Source organism: Janthinobacterium breve (assembly GCF_051380895.1).
Taxonomy (GTDB): domain Bacteria; phylum Pseudomonadota; class Gammaproteobacteria; order Burkholderiales; family Burkholderiaceae_D; genus Janthinobacterium.
This window is the reverse complement of the sequence record NZ_JBNYXY010000005.1, coordinates 287,397-303,529: the sequence shown is the minus strand read 5'-3', so window position 1 is coordinate 303,529 and position 16,133 is coordinate 287,397. Positions and strand designations below refer to the sequence as shown.

At 62.9% G+C, this 16,133-nt stretch carries 15 protein-coding genes; 7 read left to right on the top strand and 8 right to left on the bottom strand.

The genetic code is table 11. The annotated features are described in order from the left end of the window. Positions 1-71 precede the first annotated feature (71 nt). The 3 genes from ACQ4W0_RS11685 (at position 72) to ACQ4W0_RS11675 (ending at position 3,683) form a co-directional block, all read left to right on the top strand. Positions 72-2,036, top strand: coding sequence for a PKD domain-containing protein (locus tag ACQ4W0_RS11685; RefSeq protein ID WP_436576871.1), 1,965 nt, complete (start codon positions 72-74; stop codon positions 2,034-2,036). Between the two features lie 111 nt (positions 2,037-2,147). After that, positions 2,148-3,323, top strand: a complete 1,176-nt coding sequence (locus tag ACQ4W0_RS11680) for a PQQ-dependent sugar dehydrogenase (protein WP_436576870.1) — start codon at positions 2,148-2,150, stop codon at positions 3,321-3,323. A 57-nt stretch (positions 3,324-3,380) separates the two neighbouring features. Next, positions 3,381-3,683 (top strand): hypothetical protein, encoded by a 303-nt coding sequence (locus tag ACQ4W0_RS11675; RefSeq protein ID WP_436576869.1) that lies wholly within the window; start codon positions 3,381-3,383, stop codon positions 3,681-3,683. A 23-nt stretch (positions 3,684-3,706) separates the two neighbouring features. On the opposite strand, the gene ACQ4W0_RS11670 is transcribed toward ACQ4W0_RS11675, so the two are convergent. Continuing rightward, positions 3,707-4,942: an MFS transporter gene (locus tag ACQ4W0_RS11670; RefSeq protein WP_436576868.1), complete on the bottom strand. Its 1,236-nt coding sequence runs from the start codon at positions 4,940-4,942 to the stop codon at positions 3,707-3,709. A gap of 91 nt (positions 4,943-5,033) precedes the next feature. Between ACQ4W0_RS11670 and ACQ4W0_RS11665 the strand changes: the two genes are divergently transcribed. After that, positions 5,034-5,654: a TetR/AcrR family transcriptional regulator gene (locus ACQ4W0_RS11665; RefSeq protein WP_436576867.1), complete on the top strand. Its 621-nt coding sequence runs from the start codon at positions 5,034-5,036 to the stop codon at positions 5,652-5,654. Here the strand turns inward: ACQ4W0_RS11665 and ACQ4W0_RS11660 are convergent, their stop codons facing one another. Beyond that, positions 5,655-6,011 (bottom strand): MmcQ/YjbR family DNA-binding protein, encoded by a 357-nt coding sequence (locus ACQ4W0_RS11660; protein ID WP_258000952.1) that lies wholly within the window; start codon positions 6,009-6,011, stop codon positions 5,655-5,657. Positions 6,012-6,522: 511 nt separating this feature from the next. Between ACQ4W0_RS11660 and ACQ4W0_RS11655 the strand changes: the two genes are divergently transcribed. Next, positions 6,523-7,179, top strand: coding sequence for a CCXG family PEP-CTERM protein (locus ACQ4W0_RS11655; protein ID WP_436576866.1), 657 nt, complete (start codon positions 6,523-6,525; stop codon positions 7,177-7,179). Positions 7,180-7,266: 87 nt separating this feature from the next. On the opposite strand, the gene ACQ4W0_RS11650 is transcribed toward ACQ4W0_RS11655, so the two are convergent. From ACQ4W0_RS11650 to ACQ4W0_RS11630, 5 genes are all read right to left on the bottom strand, one after another. After that, on the bottom strand, positions 7,267-8,247 hold the full coding sequence (locus tag ACQ4W0_RS11650) for an FHA domain-containing protein (RefSeq protein ID WP_436576865.1): 981 nt from the start codon (positions 8,245-8,247) through the stop codon (positions 7,267-7,269). Then, positions 8,244-9,647: a S1 family peptidase gene (locus tag ACQ4W0_RS11645; protein WP_436576864.1), complete on the bottom strand. Its 1,404-nt coding sequence runs from the start codon at positions 9,645-9,647 to the stop codon at positions 8,244-8,246. The genes ACQ4W0_RS11650 and ACQ4W0_RS11645 overlap by 4 nt, the downstream gene beginning before the upstream one ends. 74 nt (positions 9,648-9,721) lie before the next feature. Then, positions 9,722-10,375, bottom strand: coding sequence for a GTP cyclohydrolase II (gene ribA, locus ACQ4W0_RS11640; RefSeq protein ID WP_289944529.1), 654 nt, complete (start codon positions 10,373-10,375; stop codon positions 9,722-9,724). A 159-nt stretch (positions 10,376-10,534) separates the two neighbouring features. Then, entirely contained in the window at positions 10,535-10,936 is a 402-nt protein-coding gene (locus tag ACQ4W0_RS11635; protein WP_436576863.1) for a DoxX family protein, read from the bottom strand. A gap of 30 nt (positions 10,937-10,966) precedes the next feature. Beyond that, entirely contained in the window at positions 10,967-11,668 is a 702-nt protein-coding gene (locus tag ACQ4W0_RS11630; protein WP_436576862.1) for a pirin family protein, read from the bottom strand. A gap of 166 nt (positions 11,669-11,834) precedes the next feature. Here ACQ4W0_RS11630 and ACQ4W0_RS11625 point away from each other — a divergent pair, with 166 nt between their 5' ends. Then, on the top strand, positions 11,835-12,761 hold the full coding sequence (locus ACQ4W0_RS11625; RefSeq protein WP_436576861.1) for a LysR family transcriptional regulator: 927 nt from the start codon (positions 11,835-11,837) through the stop codon (positions 12,759-12,761). A gap of 214 nt (positions 12,762-12,975) precedes the next feature. Further along, positions 12,976-15,135, top strand: coding sequence for a putative bifunctional diguanylate cyclase/phosphodiesterase (locus ACQ4W0_RS11620; protein ID WP_436576860.1), 2,160 nt, complete (start codon positions 12,976-12,978; stop codon positions 15,133-15,135). Here ACQ4W0_RS11620 and ACQ4W0_RS11615 read toward each other — a convergent pair. Next, a complete protein-coding gene (locus ACQ4W0_RS11615) occupies positions 15,132-16,046 on the bottom strand; it encodes a LysR family transcriptional regulator (RefSeq protein WP_436576859.1) in 915 nt (304 codons plus the stop codon). The genes ACQ4W0_RS11620 and ACQ4W0_RS11615 overlap by 4 nt on opposite strands. Positions 16,047-16,133: the final 87 nt, after the last annotated feature.

The window sequence follows — 16,133 nt, the reverse complement described above, 5'->3', positions numbered from 1 at the left end:
GAGAACGGAATCATATGCAAAGTTGTATGCAGGGACCAGTCGTGCGCTGGTTGGGGGCTGGTATGTTGGCCATGGCCATGCTGGCCGGCTGTGGCGGTGGTGGCGGTGGCAGTGAAACTGCGGCGCCGCCGCCGGTGGCGGCCGTGCCGCAGCCTGCCATCCTGTTTGCCGGCGCCGTGTCAGCGGCGGCCGAAGGCGCCGACGCCATTGGCAGCATGGGCGGACAGATCGAACTCGATGCAGGCGGCAGCAAGGACGCTGACGGCGGTGCACTGACTTTTGCCTGGAGCATCGTCTCCAAACCTGCCAGCAGCGGCTTGAACATGGGCGCTGTTGCAACCCCCAAACTGAACTTCCAGCCCGACGCTCTGGGCACCTATATCTTCAAAGTGCGCGTGACGAATGGCAAGGGCGGCTTTGCGGAAAAGAACGCCACGGTGCTGGTGAATAACCGGGTGCCGAATGCAGTGGTGGTGGTCAATGCCACCTACACGGCGCAGCCGCTCGTGAAGGACGCCGTAAGTGTATCGGCACGCTCCGGCATCGTGCTCGATGCCACGGGCAGTACCGATGCCGATGGCGACAAGGTGAGCACGACGTGGGAACTGATCCAGAAGCCAGCCGGCAGTAGCTCAACGCTGTTTGTCGCGGGTCAAACGGCGCGTTTCTCGCCGGACGTGTTGGGCCTGTACAAAGTGCGCGCCCGCGGCGCGGACGGCAAGGGTGCGTATGCCGAAACGGTGTACCAGTTCGATGTCAACAACAGCATGCCGTTAGGCGTGATCCAGGGCACGGTCGCGGTGGTCAGCCGCAACAACCAAACCGTCCCCGTCGGGCAGCCGCTGGTCACCAGCGGCATCCTCAGCTATGACGAGGGTGGCGCACAATTGACTTATGCCTGGGCGGTTGACAGCCGGCCGGCCGGTTCTGTTGCCGCGCTGGCCTCAGCATCGACCGCAATACCATCGTTCACGCCGGACGTGGCAGGCGCCTATATGCTGTCCTTGACGGTCAGCAACGGTCGGCAAACAGCGGTGGCCTATCTGAAGTTCAATGCCGTCATCGCATCCTATAGTGTCGTGGACTTGCCTTTCACGCCGCAGGAAGTACGTTACAGCAAGGGACTTGATCGCCTAGTCATGATCAGCAGCGATCCTGACGCCATGAAAATCACCAATCCGGCTGATGGCGTCACTACCAGCATCAGTCTGCCAACCTCGGTCAAGTCGTTTAATTTGAGTCCGGACGGCAAGCTGGCTGCCGTATTGCATGAAGGCGTGGTCAGCCTGGTTGATCTGGTGGCAGTGCAACTGCTGCGCTCCACAGGTACCGAAGGTACGCAGACGGAGGTGTTCACCACCAATGATGGCGTCATCTTCCTGATGGGCCAATCTGTTGGCATGTCGACGCGCTCGGCCATTGCTGTGCTCAACGGTCGTACTGGGCAAGTGATGCCTGGGCTTGATTTCTCCCCCGGCTTCTACGGAACGCTGCGTGGCGTTTTTGCGGCATCCAAAAACAAGGCATTTGCGGTGCAGGGCACTTCATACGCTATCTCGTATTTCACCGTGGACCCCCAAACCAACGCCATCCTGGCCAATGCCTACGTTTATGGCGATTATCCGATCGGGGCTCCACTCTTCCTGTCGCCTAAGGAGGATCTGTTATTTACGGCAGCTGGCACGTACTTTAGTACGGATACGCTGAAATATGTCGGCCGCTTTATCCTCAGTTCGGCTGGTAACACTGTGCTGTCGATGAGCTACTCGCCTGTGAAGGCGGAAGCGCTGCTCATGGAAACATCGTACAACTATATTTATCCCGTTGGCGATGTTACCTACCAAGCCAGCTACAAGCGCTTTACCGGAGACCTGTTGTTCCCTGCCGGCGACGTTACTTTGCCCGTCATTGGCGGCGAGCAAAGTTATGGCATCGGCATCTTCCATACGGCCGCCGGCGATCCGGTGGCGCTGGTGCAGACGGGCGGATTCCAAAAAAATACACCGCGCGTCAAGTACCATCTGATCTATCGCTGATAGTCTCTGCCAGGCGGCGCGCCCGCCTGGCAATCTGTGCTATTTTTAAAGGCGGCGCGATGGCAAAGACCATCGCGGCCGCCTTTTTTCATATAGACAGGAGAACTCCAGATGCCAACCATCAAGCGCACACGCCTTGCCACTGCACTGCTGCTGGGAGCCTTCGCGGCTTGCGCCATGCCCGCTCACGCCGAACTGCAAGCCACGGGCGAGCCGCCCGCCGCCAAGCAGGCATGGAAGGCCGAGACTGTCGCGCAGGGCGTGCGCCAGCCGTGGGGCATCGCCTGGCTGGGCGAGGGGCGCGCGCTGGTCACCAGCAAGCAGGGCAGCTTGCATCTGCTGAAGGGCAAGAAATTCGAGGATGTGGCGCTGGAAGGCATGCCCAAGGTGTTTACGGGCGGGCAGGGCGGCTTGCTCGATATCGTGATTCACCCGCAGGATGCGGGCAAGGCCACGCCACGCGTGTACATGACGGTGTCGACGGGCAACAATGATGCCAACCGCACGACCCTGGTGCGCGGCGTGTTCGACGGCAAGAAGGTGACGGGCATCCAGACCCTGTTCAAGGTGGCCACGGATAAGAGCGGCGGCCAGCACTTCGGCTCGCGCCTGCTGTGGCTGCCGGATGGTACTTTGCTGATGAGCGTGGCCGATGGCGGCAATCCGCCGCTGCGCATCGGCGACCGCCTGGCGCGCGAGCAGGCGCAAAACCTGGCCACGCACCAGGGTTCCATCCTGCGCCTGACAGACGAAGGCAAGCCCGCCCCCGGCAATCCGCTGGCGGCCAAGGGCGCCTTGCCTGAAATCTGGTCGTATGGCCACCGCAACGTGCAAGGCCTGGCGCTCGATCCCGTTTCGGGCCGCGTGTGGGCCACGGAGCACGGTCCGTATGGTGGCGATGAGCTGAACCTGGTGGTGGCGGGCGGCAACTATGGCTGGCCCCTGCAAAGCTATGGCGCCGACTACACGACGCATGAACCCGTCGGCAAGCATGAAGTGCCGGGCATGCTCAACCCGAGCGTGGCCTGGGTGCCGTCGCCGGCACCGTCAGGTCTGGCCGTCTACACGGGCGACAAGATCGCCGCCTGGCGCGGCAGCATCTTCAGCGGCGGCCTGGCGGCCAAGGATATCCGCCGCATCGCCGTCGATGCGGATGGCAAGGTGACGGGGCAGGACCGCCTGGCCATCGGCGCGCGCGTGCGCGACGTGCGCCAGGGACCGGATGGCTATCTGTATGCGCTGACGGATGAAGACAATGGCCGTTTGCTGCGCATCGTGGCGCAGTAGCACGGCGGGCGCCATCTTCGCTTAAGATGGCGCCTTTACTCAAGACAAGGTGGCGGCATGGCCCGTGATACTTATGCATACCGGCACGTTGCCGTCGAATCGCGCGCGATCAATGGCCGCGTGGAAATCCGCCCCGTGCCGGGCCAGGCCTTTTCGCCGGAGCTGGCCGTGCAGTGCTCGCGCCGCCTGGTCGAGCTGCAGCATTACCCTTTGGGCAGCCGCTTTTTACTCTTTGCCAAGCTGACGGACCGCCTGGGCGGCACGCCCTTCCTGTATGCGTTTCACGGCGATGCAGACGTCTTGATGACGCCGGCGGAAGTGACGAAATTCCTCGGCGAATTTCGCCGCGGCCGGATCTGAACCGACTGCCTTGCTAGGCCTTGCTAGGCCTCGCAGGCCGCGCCGGCGCCCGCCTTGGCGCTGGCTTGCGGCTTGCCGAAGAGCGCGATCGTCAGCGCGCAGCCGAGGGCGAACAGGCCGCCCGCCACCATCGCGCTCGATACGCCCAGCCGGTCGACGGCCATGCCGCCGAGCAAGGCGCCCGACGCCAGCGATACTTGTACGATGGCAACAAACAGCGCGCTGCTGCCTTCCATCAAGTGTGGCGCGGCCTTGAACATCCACGTCTGCACGGCGATCGGCATGGCGCCGAAACCGAAGCCCCACACGGCCACCAGCAGCATGGCGGTGAATGCATGGCTGCCGAACGCGGCCAGCGCCAGGGTGGACAGGCCCAGCACGGCGCCCGTCACCATCAGCGCGGCCCGTTCGTAGCGGCCGGCGGCCCAGCCGCCCACCAGGTTGCCGATGAAGCCGGACGCGCCATATACCAGCAGCATGGCGCTGACCGTGCCGGCGGCTAGGTGCGAGACTTGCGTGAGGAACGGCGCGATATACGTGTAGGCGGCGAATTGTCCCGTGAAAAGCATGGCCGTGGCGATCAGGCCCAGCCTGGCCTTGCGGATGCCGAAAATCATCGGCAACTGGCGCAAGCGGATGGCCTGTGTCGGTGGCAGCTTGGGCAGCAGCAATAGCTGGCCGATGAAGACCAGCACGGCAATGGCGCTGGCTGCGCCGAAAGCCACGCGCCAGCCGACCAGCTCGCCCACCAGCGCGCCGGCCGGCACGCCCGCCACCGTGCCCAGCGAGACGCCGGCGAAGATGATGGACATGGCGCGCGATGCATGCTGCGGCGCCACCAGGCGCGGGCCGATGGCGCTGCCGATGGCCCAGAAGCCGCCCACGCCCACGCCCAGCATGGCGCGGCCCAGCAGTATCCAGCCATACGAGGGGGCCAGCGCCACCAGCAGGTTTGAGGCGACCAGCAGAGCCGTGAGCGCCAGCAGCACGATGCGGCGGTCCAGGCGGCCCGAGCCGACGGTCACGAAGATGGCGGCAAACGCGGCAACGATGCCGGGCGTGGTGATCATCAGCCCCGCCTGGCCCTTGCTGATGGCCAGTTCGGCGGCCATGTCCGGCAGCAGCCCGACGGGCAGGAATTCGGAGGTGACGAGGGCGAAGGCGCCAATGCCGACGGACAGGACGGCCAGCCAGGGCGCCACGGTGGTATCGTCGCTGTTGGCCGCCGGGGCGGAGGGGGAAGCAGGTGGTGTTTGCATGGGAGGTCCTGAAAAGCCGGGAGGTTTTTAACCGGTCGGTATATAATCAGGGCAAGCAAGCGTTGTTGTCAATAATTTTTTACCGAACGGTATGAAACAAGAGAAAAAAGAAGAAGTAGTCAAGGCGAAAACGGGGCGTCCGCGCACCTTCGACGCGGACGAAGCGCTCGATTGCGCCATGAAAGTGTTCTGGGAAAAAGGCTATGAAGGCAGTTCCCTGCCGGAATTGACGAAAGCCATGGGCATGAACCGTCCCAGCCTGTATGCCGTCTTCGGCAACAAGGAGCAATTGTTTCACAAGGCGCTGGAGCGCTACAGTGACACGCGCATGCAGTTTTTCGATGCGGCGCTGGAACAGCCGACGGCGCGCCAGGTGGTGGAAGCCTTGCTGACGCAGTATGTCGACGCGCAAACCATGCCCGACGGTCCGCACGGCTGCATGGGCGTGAATGCGGCGCTCGCCTGCAGCGACGATGCCTTGCCGATCCGCGATGAATTGTTTGCGCGCCGGCTGCGCGGTGAAATCAAGTTGCGCGACCGCTTGCGGCGCGCCAAGGAGGAGGGGGATTTGCCGCCCGATTCCTGTCCCGAACAGCAGGCGCGCTTTGTCGTGACCCTGTCGCAAGGCATGGCCATCCAGGCGGCGGCGGGGGTAGCGCGCGAGCAATTGCAGCAGATGGTGGGATTGCTGCTACGCAATTGGCCGCTGTAACTACCCGGTCGGGGCGATGGTCTTGGCCAGGTCGCTGGGCGCCTTGCGCCGCCAGGCGGCCGTCAGGGCCGCGGCCAGCATGTCCAGTTCGGCGTCCGCCAGGCGCACCGTGATGCCGGCCAGCCGTTCGCCCCACCACAGTTTTTCGCAGCCGGACGGCGTGATGACGGTGGCGATATGCGCCGCTTCCGCATCCAGCAGCACGTTGATGTGCTCGTCGTCGGGCAGGGTGGCAAAGATCTTCCCGCCCACGCGGAAGGCTGGACGGTCGTGGTGTTCTTCCTCGGTGGCGTCGGGAAACGACAGTGCCAGATAGCGTAGTTCTTCCAGGTCGACCATTTCCTCTTTCCCTCTCATCGGACAGATAGCTGCATGACTACATTTTGCCATGCTGTTTCGCCGCGTGGTGCAGCGGCATGCGAAAAGAAATGCGCAAGATGCGACACTGGTGCGTGCCTTTGTGGTGCTGTTGCGACACCTCGCCAGCCCGCGCGACGACGGCATTGCCCGGGTGGCACGGTTGTCCAGGCCGATTTAGCTGCCTGGCGCGTGATTGTCATAAAAATATCTTACATGGTAAAAAGAAAAATACTTTTCTTCCATGAAATTTAAGATAAAATAGACTCAACGTTTTACCTGACCCGTCAACCGACTGGCTTTGTCCCGGGAACCCAAACCCTTTCCAGGACGCTTGCAGTGCCGCCATGGCACGCTGCAAGTCCGCGATGTTCTGCGGAAGCTGTGCCCCCGACCGCTCATCCTTGCAATTTCCCGCGCTATGCCGACACGCCTCAATGCAGCGTGTATTCAGCTCCAGCGCCCTCACGCCTGCTGCGCCCGTTGAATACTTACTGAATGGATACTTAATATGAAAAACTTGCCTAAAATCGCCCTGTCCCTGATCGCTGCTGGTGTGTTTGCCCAAGCGAACGCCAGCACCATCACTCTCTCCACCGGCTACTCGACTGCCGGCGCGCAAGCTTCCGCCGCAGCTTACCAGTCCGTGGTGAATGCCGCCGTGGCCACGCCTGGCGCCGGCTATGGCACGACGACCCTTGCCAGCTACAACAATGTCACGAATAGCAGCCTGTTCGGCAGTGGTTCGAACATCGCCTTCAAGTCGGTGATCAATTTTGGCGTCAGTGCGGCCGATGCGGGCGCCTGGAGCTTCCGTAGCGGCGTCGACTTCGGCAAGGGCGGCGCCCTGTTCCTCGACGGCGTGGCGCTGGACTTCAAGAGCAGCGACCTGTGGTGGGCTGGTAACTACAACAGCAGCAGCCAGTTCCTCGCCGGTTCGGGCACCTTGTCGGCAGGCAACCATACCTTGAGCATCTTTGGCCTGGAAGGCTGCTGCGATGGCGGCCAGCAAGTCCAGTTCAAGGCAGGCAGCAGCAATTTCACCAGCTTTTCCAGCACCGATGGCCTGGTGTCGGCCGTGCCGGAACCAACCACCTATGCCATGCTGCTGATCGGCCTGGGCTTGCTGGGCTTTACGGCGCGCCGCAAACAGGACGACAAGTTCTAAACAGCGAGACTGTACGCGTCTTGCGGCGCACGTAAAAAAAAGCCCGCCGTGTCTTGACAGACCGGCGGGCTTTTTGCATGCGCTTGCTCAATCGCCGCTGTCTTCGTCTTCACCGGCCCCCTTGGCCGCCTTGCCGCGCTCGGCGTCGACGGCGTGCTGCAGGCCGGCTGCATCGCGGAAGAAAGCCTCCGTCGTGTGATTCGGGCTCAGGCGCATGACCGGCGGGTAGATGACCGACATGTAGGCCTCATCTGCCAGGCGGCCGCTGATCTGCAGGTTGCTCAGCAGGATCAGGCTCGAGCCAAGGATTGCCAGCACGACGGCAACGAGGCCGAAGCGGCGCGGATGCTGGGGTTTGATCGTGCACAAATGGTAGTAGATCATCGCGCATACAATGACGATGAACATATGCCGTCCGTAGCGCGTCAGCACTTCCAGCGACAGCGCATACGCCGCCACATTGCTGCCCAGTTCCCACACTTCCATGGCCAGCAAGCCGCAGCCGATGATGAACAGGTGGCGGCCGAAGCGCGCCACATGGCCGAACAAGCGGTTTGCCACGGCCCAGATCGACGCCCACACGAGGCCGCCGGCCAGCGCGTAGGCGATGATCATCAGGTAGGAAATCGGGTCGAAGGCTTCCGCGTCGCCGAGCCAGTTGCTGAAGGCGGCCGAGGCGCCGATCATGGCCAGGCCGGCGACGGCGGGGCGCAAGCCTTCCCAGTCGTGCCTGGTGGTGTCGCTCAGTTCGGGCGCAACAGGGTGGTCGCTGGTGCGCACGCGCAGGCGTGTGTGTCCCAGGCGCACGATGCTGTTGCCGTGCAAGGCCACTTGCAGTTGCCGCTGGCCCCGGTGGATCACGCCATTCTGGCTACCCAGGTCGCGCAGCAGCAGGCCGCCTGCGCCATCATCTTCGACAATGGCGTGGTGGGCGGCCGTGTGCGCGTCGTCGAGGATGAAGTCGTTGTCGTAGCCGCGGCCGATGCGGATCGGCAGGGTGACGATGCGCTGGCGTTGCTGCACTTCGCCATTCTCGGCGAGGATTTCGATGAAGTACGGTGCTGTCATGGCTTGCGCGTCCCGGTGGTGGATGGGGCGCGCGACAGCGCTTCGAGGAAGGTACGCGTGACGCGCATGCCGTTGGCGTAGGACACGCCGCGCGCGTCGATACGGCTTTGCAGGCTCATGAGTGGCTCATCGGTGCTGGCGGCCAGCAGGGCAAAGTCGTACAGGCCGGTAAACTTGCGGTAGGCGCGCACGCACAGGACGGCGCGCAGGGGCAGAGTGGCGTTCTTGACGAACTGTTCAGTGCAATGGGGGCCCGTCAGGTGCACGCTTTTGTAGCTGCCGAAACTTTCATTCTTGAACGAGGCGCTGGCCAGCTCGGAAAAGCGTAGCGCGCCCAGTTCGCTGCTGCGCAGGAATTCGTGGCGCATCGACACTTGCCCCGTTTGCAGGGCACCGGAAATGAAGATGGCCGATTCCATGGCGCAGCTGGTGTTGTCGAGCATGTAGGGCTTGTCGGACTTGACGTTGGAGCGGCCCCAGCAGCGCATCTGGTCGGACTCGCGCACGGGCACGCGGTATGGGCCCATGGCCTTCAGGCTCAATGGCGTGTCGAGCAGGCGCGCCAGCATGACGTCCTGGTGCGCCAGCAGTTGCGCCGTCACCAGCGGCTTGAAGTCTTTCGGCGGCTTGCCTTGCAAGGCGACCTTGGCCAGCAATTGCTGGGCATAGCGGGCGGGCACGAGAAAACTGACGAGTTCGCCATCGAGGCGCTTCGACACGTTCACGCCGGCCACGTCGCCGCTGGCCGTCACGCTGGGACCGCCGCTCATGCCGGCATTGATCGGTCCCGTAAACATCAGCTGGTCGTAGAAGCTGCGCGTGACGACGCCGTTGTACGAGCCTTCCGAGATGGCGAAGCCCAGGTCCAGCGGATTGCCCATCGAATACAGGTACTGGCCCTGGGTCAGGGGCGCCAGGGGGTCCGGCATCTTGAAAAAGCCCGTGCCGTGGCGGTTTACGCGCAAGACGGCCAGGTCGTGCAGCACGTCGACGGCCAGCAATTCCACATTGCCGCGCTGGCCGCTGGTATCCACCCATTCGCCCACATAGGTATCGGGGTCGAGCGCGAATTGCGACACGACGTGATAGTTGCTCACTACCAGGTCGCCCGTGCCTATCAGGAAGCCCGAACCGACCGACGATTGCGTGCGGCCATTTTTCAGCAGCACGCGCACTTGCAGGATGTCGGCGCGCGCGGCCGTGTAGAGTTTTTGCGCCGCCGACGAGGGCGGCGGCAAGGCTGCATGTTCGGTGGCGGCTGGCGCGGCGGTGGCCGGTGGCGGTTTGGCGGGGGGAGTCGAAGCGGTGGGTGCCGCAGCTGGCGCTGGCGCCGGGGCCGCGTGTGCGCCTGCTGCAGCGCACAGGCTGGCCAGCAAGAAGGCGAAGTTAGATAATTTCATGCATCCTTTGTGCGTGAGCAGGAGCGAGGCCGGCCCGGCGCGGCATCGTGCACGCGTTGCGCCAGCCCGGGGGATTACAGGGCGCCGTCTTCCAGCGCCGGCGCCGTTTCCGGCGTCATCATGTGGCCCAGCTTGCTTTGCTTGGTATTCAGGTAGTGCTGGTTGAAGGCGTTGCGGTTGACCAGCAGCGGCACCCGTTCGGCCACCGTGATGTCCAGCGCTTCCATGGCGGCAATCTTGCGCGGGTTGTTCGTCATCAAGCGCAGGCTGTTAATGCCGAATTGCGCAAACATGGGCTTGCACAAGGTGTAGTTGCGCGCGTCGGCCTTGAAACCCAGCTGTTCATTTGCCTGCACCGTGTCGGCGCCTGCCTCTTGCAGGCGGTAGGCACGGATCTTGTTGATCAGGCCGATGCCGCGCCCTTCCTGGCGCAGATACAGCAGAATGCCGCGGCCTTCCTCGGCGATGCGCTTCAAGGCGCCTTCGAGCTGGGCGCCGCAGTCGCAGCGCTGGGAAAACAGCACGTCGCCCGTCAGGCACTCGGAATGCACGCGCGCCAGCACCGGTTCGCCGTTGCCGACATCGCCCAGCACCATGGCCAGGTGTTCCTTGCCCGTGGCGTGCTCGACAAAGGCGTGCAGGGTGAACTGGGCCCACGGCGTCGGCAGTGCGCAGGAAGTCGTGTAATCCAATTCGCCTGTCGCCAGGAGGTCTGCGCCGCTTTGCATGGTTGTGCTCATATAGGTAATGTTCGAAAATGGAGGCGCGCCGTACCACTCCGGTGCCGGCGCGCCCTGCCATCATACCAAAAAGCAGGGGCATCCATTTCCCCTGGCTGAGATTTGAAGGCTGGAATGCCTGGTACTGTCCCTCTAATTGCGGCCGGATCAGCTTTTTGCAAGACGGCTGGCCTTGCCGAATCCCCGTTCCACCAGCAACAGCATGCCGCCAAAGATGGACAGGTTCTTCAGGAAATTGGTCAGCTGGTCCTGGAAATCGGCTGCATCGGTGCTCCAGAAGGCGTGGAAGATGAGCGTCGTCGGGATCAAAAACAGTGCCAGCGCCAGCGCCGCCCAGCGCGCCTGCCAGCCTGTGATCAGCAGCAGGCCGCCGCCCACTTCCAGCGCGATCACGCCGACCAGCAGGATGTTCGCCAGCGGCAAACCCTGGCTGGCCATGTAGCCGGCCACGCCCGCAAAGCCGCCGATTTTCAGCAAGCCCGAGACAAAGAACAGCATGCCAAGGGCGGCACGGCCGAAGGGGAGCAGGATATCCGTATTGTTTCTCATGCTTGTTTTCCGTTTCCTTTATCTAAATGACTATTTGGGCAGGTCGAAGACCAGCACTTCCGCGTCTTCCGCCTGGGTCAACGTCACGGCCGCTTCCTGCGTCAATTTCAGCGCATCGCCCGCTTTGAGCGGTGTGCCGTTCACCACCAGGCTGCCGCGGATCAGGTGGACGTAGGCGAGGCGGCCTTCGTCGAGTGCATGTTCGGCCTGTTCGCCTTCCTGCAGGATGCTGGCGTAGATGGCCGCATCCTGGTGGATCAGCACGGAACCCTGGCGGCCGTCGCTGGAGGCGATCAGGCGCAGCTTGCCCCGTTTGCTGTCCGGCGTGAAATGTTTCTCTTCATAGCTGGGAGCAATGTCCGTCACATTCGGCTGTATCCAGATTTGCAGAAAGTGCAAGCCATCCGTGGCAGAATGGTTGAACTCACTGTGGCGCACGCCGCTGCCGGCGCTCATGCGCTGCACATCGCCGTAGTGCAGGACGGAACCGGTGCCCATGCTGTCCTTGTGTTCGAGCGCGCCGTCGAGCACATACGAAATGATTTCCATGTCGCGGTGGCCGTGCGTGCCGAAACCCTGGCCTGGCGTGACCCGGTCTTCATTGATCACCAGCAAGGGGCCAAAGCCCATGTGCAGCGGATCGTGGTAGCTGCCGAAGGAAAAGCTGTGGTGGGAGTTGAGCCAGCCGTGGTTGGCGGCGCCGCGTTCTTCGCTATGACGAATCTGTAACATGGTGGACTCCGTTTCTATAAGTTAATGTGCGATAATTTCGAAGGACCGTTGCCTGGCAGTTGCCGTGGCGCTTTTGCTGCCCTTCGCTGTACGATGGAGAAAGTATAGGCCGGCCAGCCCGGAAAGAAAAACGGAAAATCTTGCGTACTATGATCGAAAAAATCGAATGTTAAGACTGAGCCTGGAAGCCCTGCAAATCGTCGACGCCATCGACCGCCGCGGATCGTTCTCGTCGGCCGGCAAGGAGCTGCATAAAGTGCCCTCCACCATTTCCTATACGGTGGCCAAGCTGGAAGACGACCTGGGCGTGCAAGTGTTCCTGCGCAATGGTCCCAAAGTCATGCTGACGGCGGCCGGCCAGGAATTGCTGAAAGAGGGCCGCTATCTGCTGAAGGCGGCGCAGGACCTCGAGCACCGCGTGCGCCGGGTGGCGTCCGGTTGGGAAACGGAATTGTCCATCGGCATCGACTCCATGTTTTCCGCCGTAGCCCTGGCCGATGACGTGCGTGCCTTTTATCAGGTGGCGCAGCAGACGCGCCTGCGCCTGTCGCAAGACACCCTGTCGGGCACCTGGGAAGCGCTGCTGGACCGCCGCGTCGACTTGCTGGTGGGCGCGCCCGGCGACGGGCCGGCGGGCGGTGGCTATATCGCGCAGCCGATCGGCATGCTCGACTTCGTGTTTACCGTGGCGCCCACGCATCCGCTGGCGCAGGTGCCGGAACCCTTGTCGCGCGGCCACTTGCAGCAGCACCGGGCCGTGGTGGTGGCCGATTCGGCGCGCCAGATGGCGCCGCGCACCGTGGGGCTGCTGCTGGGGCAAGATGCCTTGAGCGTGCCAAGCATGCAAGTCAAGTTCGACTACCAGGTGCTGGGGCTGGGCTTTGGCTTCCTGCCGGGGCCGTGTGCGCGCGCCGCTATTGCGCGCGGCTTGCTGGTGGAAAAGGCCGTGGAAGAGCCAAAACCGTCGGAAACGTTTTACCTGGCCTGGCGCGTGGGCGAAGATGGCGCCGCGCTGCGCTGGTGGATGGCGCGCATGCGCGAACCGGATGTGTTTGCCCGCCTGGCGCAGCATCTGCCGGGGCGTGCTGCTTGACATTAAGTAACTGCAAGCCCGCGATGGCGCACCCAGCCATTCTGCGTAGGTCTTAAAATGTTGACATACGCCAACATTTTTAAGTTACCATATTCACAGTATTTCGACCGTCTTTCTGCCCCGACCTCCACGCCCCATAGTGGGATTTTGATGATTACATACACTGCAGCGCCCTTGATAGTTTCCCTCGACCTGGCCCAAGAGTGGGGTTGCCATGCTTGAGGCGAAGGTCGCGCTGTGCCTGCGCCTGGCCCAGGATGCCCGTGAACAGGCGGGGCCGCAGCAGGCTGCCACCCTGGCGCGGCTGCAGGATGAACTGGAGCGGCTGCGCGGCGCCAGCCGGCCCGTGGTGCGCGTGGCACCGGCCGACGCCTTGCTGGAAATCGATCCCGATGGCTTCCTGATCGGCTGGAACCATGGCGCCGAACAGATGTTCGGCTATTCCGAACTGGAAGCGCTGGGCCAGCACATCCTGTTCCTGTATCCGGAAGACGACGCGGAAGCGAGCGTGCTGGAATTGCATTTCAAACAGGGCGACGTGGCGACCGATGTGCGCCGGCGCAAGAAGTCGGGCATGGTGACGTGGCTGCGCATGCACCGCCACGTGATCCACGACCAGGCGGGCAAGGCGTGCGGCATGGCCGTGCGCCTGTCGGCCATGAGCGAACCGCTGTCTGACGTGGATAAGGTGAGGTTGCACGCGCGCATCATCGAAGACAGCGAGCAAGCGGTGCTGATCACGGATGCGGAAGAGCGCATCGTCTCCATCAACAGCTCGTTTTCCCGCATCACCGGCTATTCGCCGGCCGAAGCCATCGGCCGCACGCCGGACTTGCTGCGCTCGGGCGTGCACGACCCCGACTTCCGCGCCAAGGTGCGCGCCGCCATGCGTGGGCACGGTTCCTGGCGCGGCGAAATCATCGGCAAGCGCAAGAATGGCGAACTGTTCCCGCAAGACGTCACCATCAGCGTCGTGCGCGACGAATTTGGCGAAATCAGCCATGTGTTTTCCCTGTTTTCCGATATCTCAGTGCACAAGGATGCCGAAGCGCGCATGCAGCGCATGGCCAACTACGACAGCCTGACGGGCTTGCCCAACCGCTGCCTGCTGAACCAGCTGGTCGACCAGGGCCTGGCCGAAGCGAAACGGCAGGGCACGCATGGCGCGCTGATGGTCATCGACATCAGCCGCATCGGTTCCATCAGCGATACCCTGGGCCACGAAGTGGGCGACCAGCTGGTGATCGCCATTGGCCAGCTGTTCCGTGGCGCCTTGCGCGATGCCGACATTTTAGCCAGGGTCGACAACAGCAAATTCGTCGTCGCGCTGTTGCACATCGAAAAGCGCGAACACGCGGCGAATGTGGCGCAAAAACTCCTCAACCTGCTCGAAGCACCGATCAATATCGATGCGCACGCCCTGCACGTGGGCGCCAGCATCGGCATCACCGTGTATCCGGAAGATGGCCTGGAAGCGCCAGCCCTGTTCCGCTTTGCCGACGTGGCCGTGGCCAAGGCGGGGCAGACCATCGAATCGACCTTCCTGTTTTACCGCGAAGACATGAACCGGCGCGCCAAGGAACATTTGCGTCTGGAAAGCGAAATGCGGCTGGCGCTGGGCGACAAGGAGCTGGAATTGCATTACCAGCCCAAAGTGAGCCTGGCCAGCGGCCGTATCGTGGGCGCGGAAGCCTTGCTGCGCTGGAAGCATCCGATGCGCGGCATGGTCTCGCCCGGCCTCTTCATTCCCGTTGCCGAGGAAACCAGTTTGATTCTGGAACTCGGCACCTGGGTGCTGGACGAGGCTTGCCGCCAGATCCGCAACTGGGAAGACCGTGGGCTGCACATGCCGGCCATCGCCGTCAACCTGTCGGCGCGCCAGTTCGATGAACAGTTGCCGGCGCGCATAGCGGCCGTGCTGGAGCGCTACCAGGTGCGTCCCGACCAGATCATGCTGGAAATCACGGAAAGCCTGTTGATGCGGGGCGCCGACAAGGTCATCGACATCATGAACCAACTGGTGGCCATGGGCCTGGCGCTGGCGCTGGACGATTTCGGCACCGGCTATTCCAGCCTGGCTTACCTGAAGAAATTCCCCATCAGCACCCTGAAGATCGACCGCTCCTTCGTCATCGGCTTGCCGTTCGAGGAAAACGATTGCGCCATCGCCCGCGCCATCGTCACCATGGCGCAACAGCTGCGCCAGGAAATCGTCGCCGAAGGGGTGGAGACGGCCGAGCAGATGCGCTTCTTGCGCGAACTGGGCTGCGACCAGCTGCAAGGCTACCTGTTCAGCCCGGCAGTGCCGGCGGCGGAATTCGAAGTGATGCTGGGCGAGGGCCGGCAGCTGCGCCTGGATGCGGTGGCGGTTTAAGCGATGCCCAGCTTCACTTTTTCCTGCAGATAATCGAGCATCACGCGCACGCGGGCCGGCACTTGCAAGCCCGGTCCCACGAAGACGGCGTGCACGAGTTCCTTGTCGCCCGGATTGTAGTCCTGCAGCAAGGGTATTAAATGACCTTGCCCGATGTCGCGCTGCACATGCTGGCGCGAAAACCGTCCCAGTCCCATACCCGCCAGCACCAGTTGGCGCATGCTTTCGCCATCGCTGACGCAGGTATTGCCTTGCGGCGCTACCTGCATGGTGCCGCCGCTCCCGTCGAGGAAGGGCCAGGTTTCGTTCTGGCAGCGGAAGTTGAATGCCAGCAGATTGTGCTTTACCAATTCCTGCGGCGTGCGCGGCAGGCCGTGCAGCGCCACGTAGGCGGGCGAGGCGACGACGACCATCGCATCTTCTCCCAGCTTGCGCGCCACCAGGTTTGATTCCTTCAGCTTGCCTGTGCGGATGGCGATGTCGGTGCGGTCCTCCAGCAAGTCGACGATGGCGTCGCTGACGACCACGTCGAGCACGATGTCGGGATAGCGCTGGGCGAACTCGGGCAGGATGGGCAGCAGATGGCGCACGCCGAACGGCACGAAGCAGTTGATGCGCAAGCGCCCGCGCGGCGCTGCGCCCTGCGCCGCTTCGCGCTCGGCGCCGTCGATATCGTCGAGGATGCGCTTGCATTGCACGAAGAAGGCGTCGCCCTCGGGCGTGGTGTGCAGCTGGCGCGTGCTGCGCTGCAGCAGGCGCGCGCCGAGACGCGCTTCCAGCCGGCTGACCAGCTTGCTGACTGCCGACGGCGTCAGGGCCAGGCGGCGCGCGGCGGCGGAAAAGGCGCCCGTCTCCACCACGGCGGCAAATACGGCCATCTCGAATGCACGGTTGATGTCTTGCCTGGCCATTATTGAATCCAATTCATAGGTGTTTCCGTTATTGAAGTCTATATCAAAAGTGGTTCCATCGATACACTGGCTGGCTTGAACCAATGT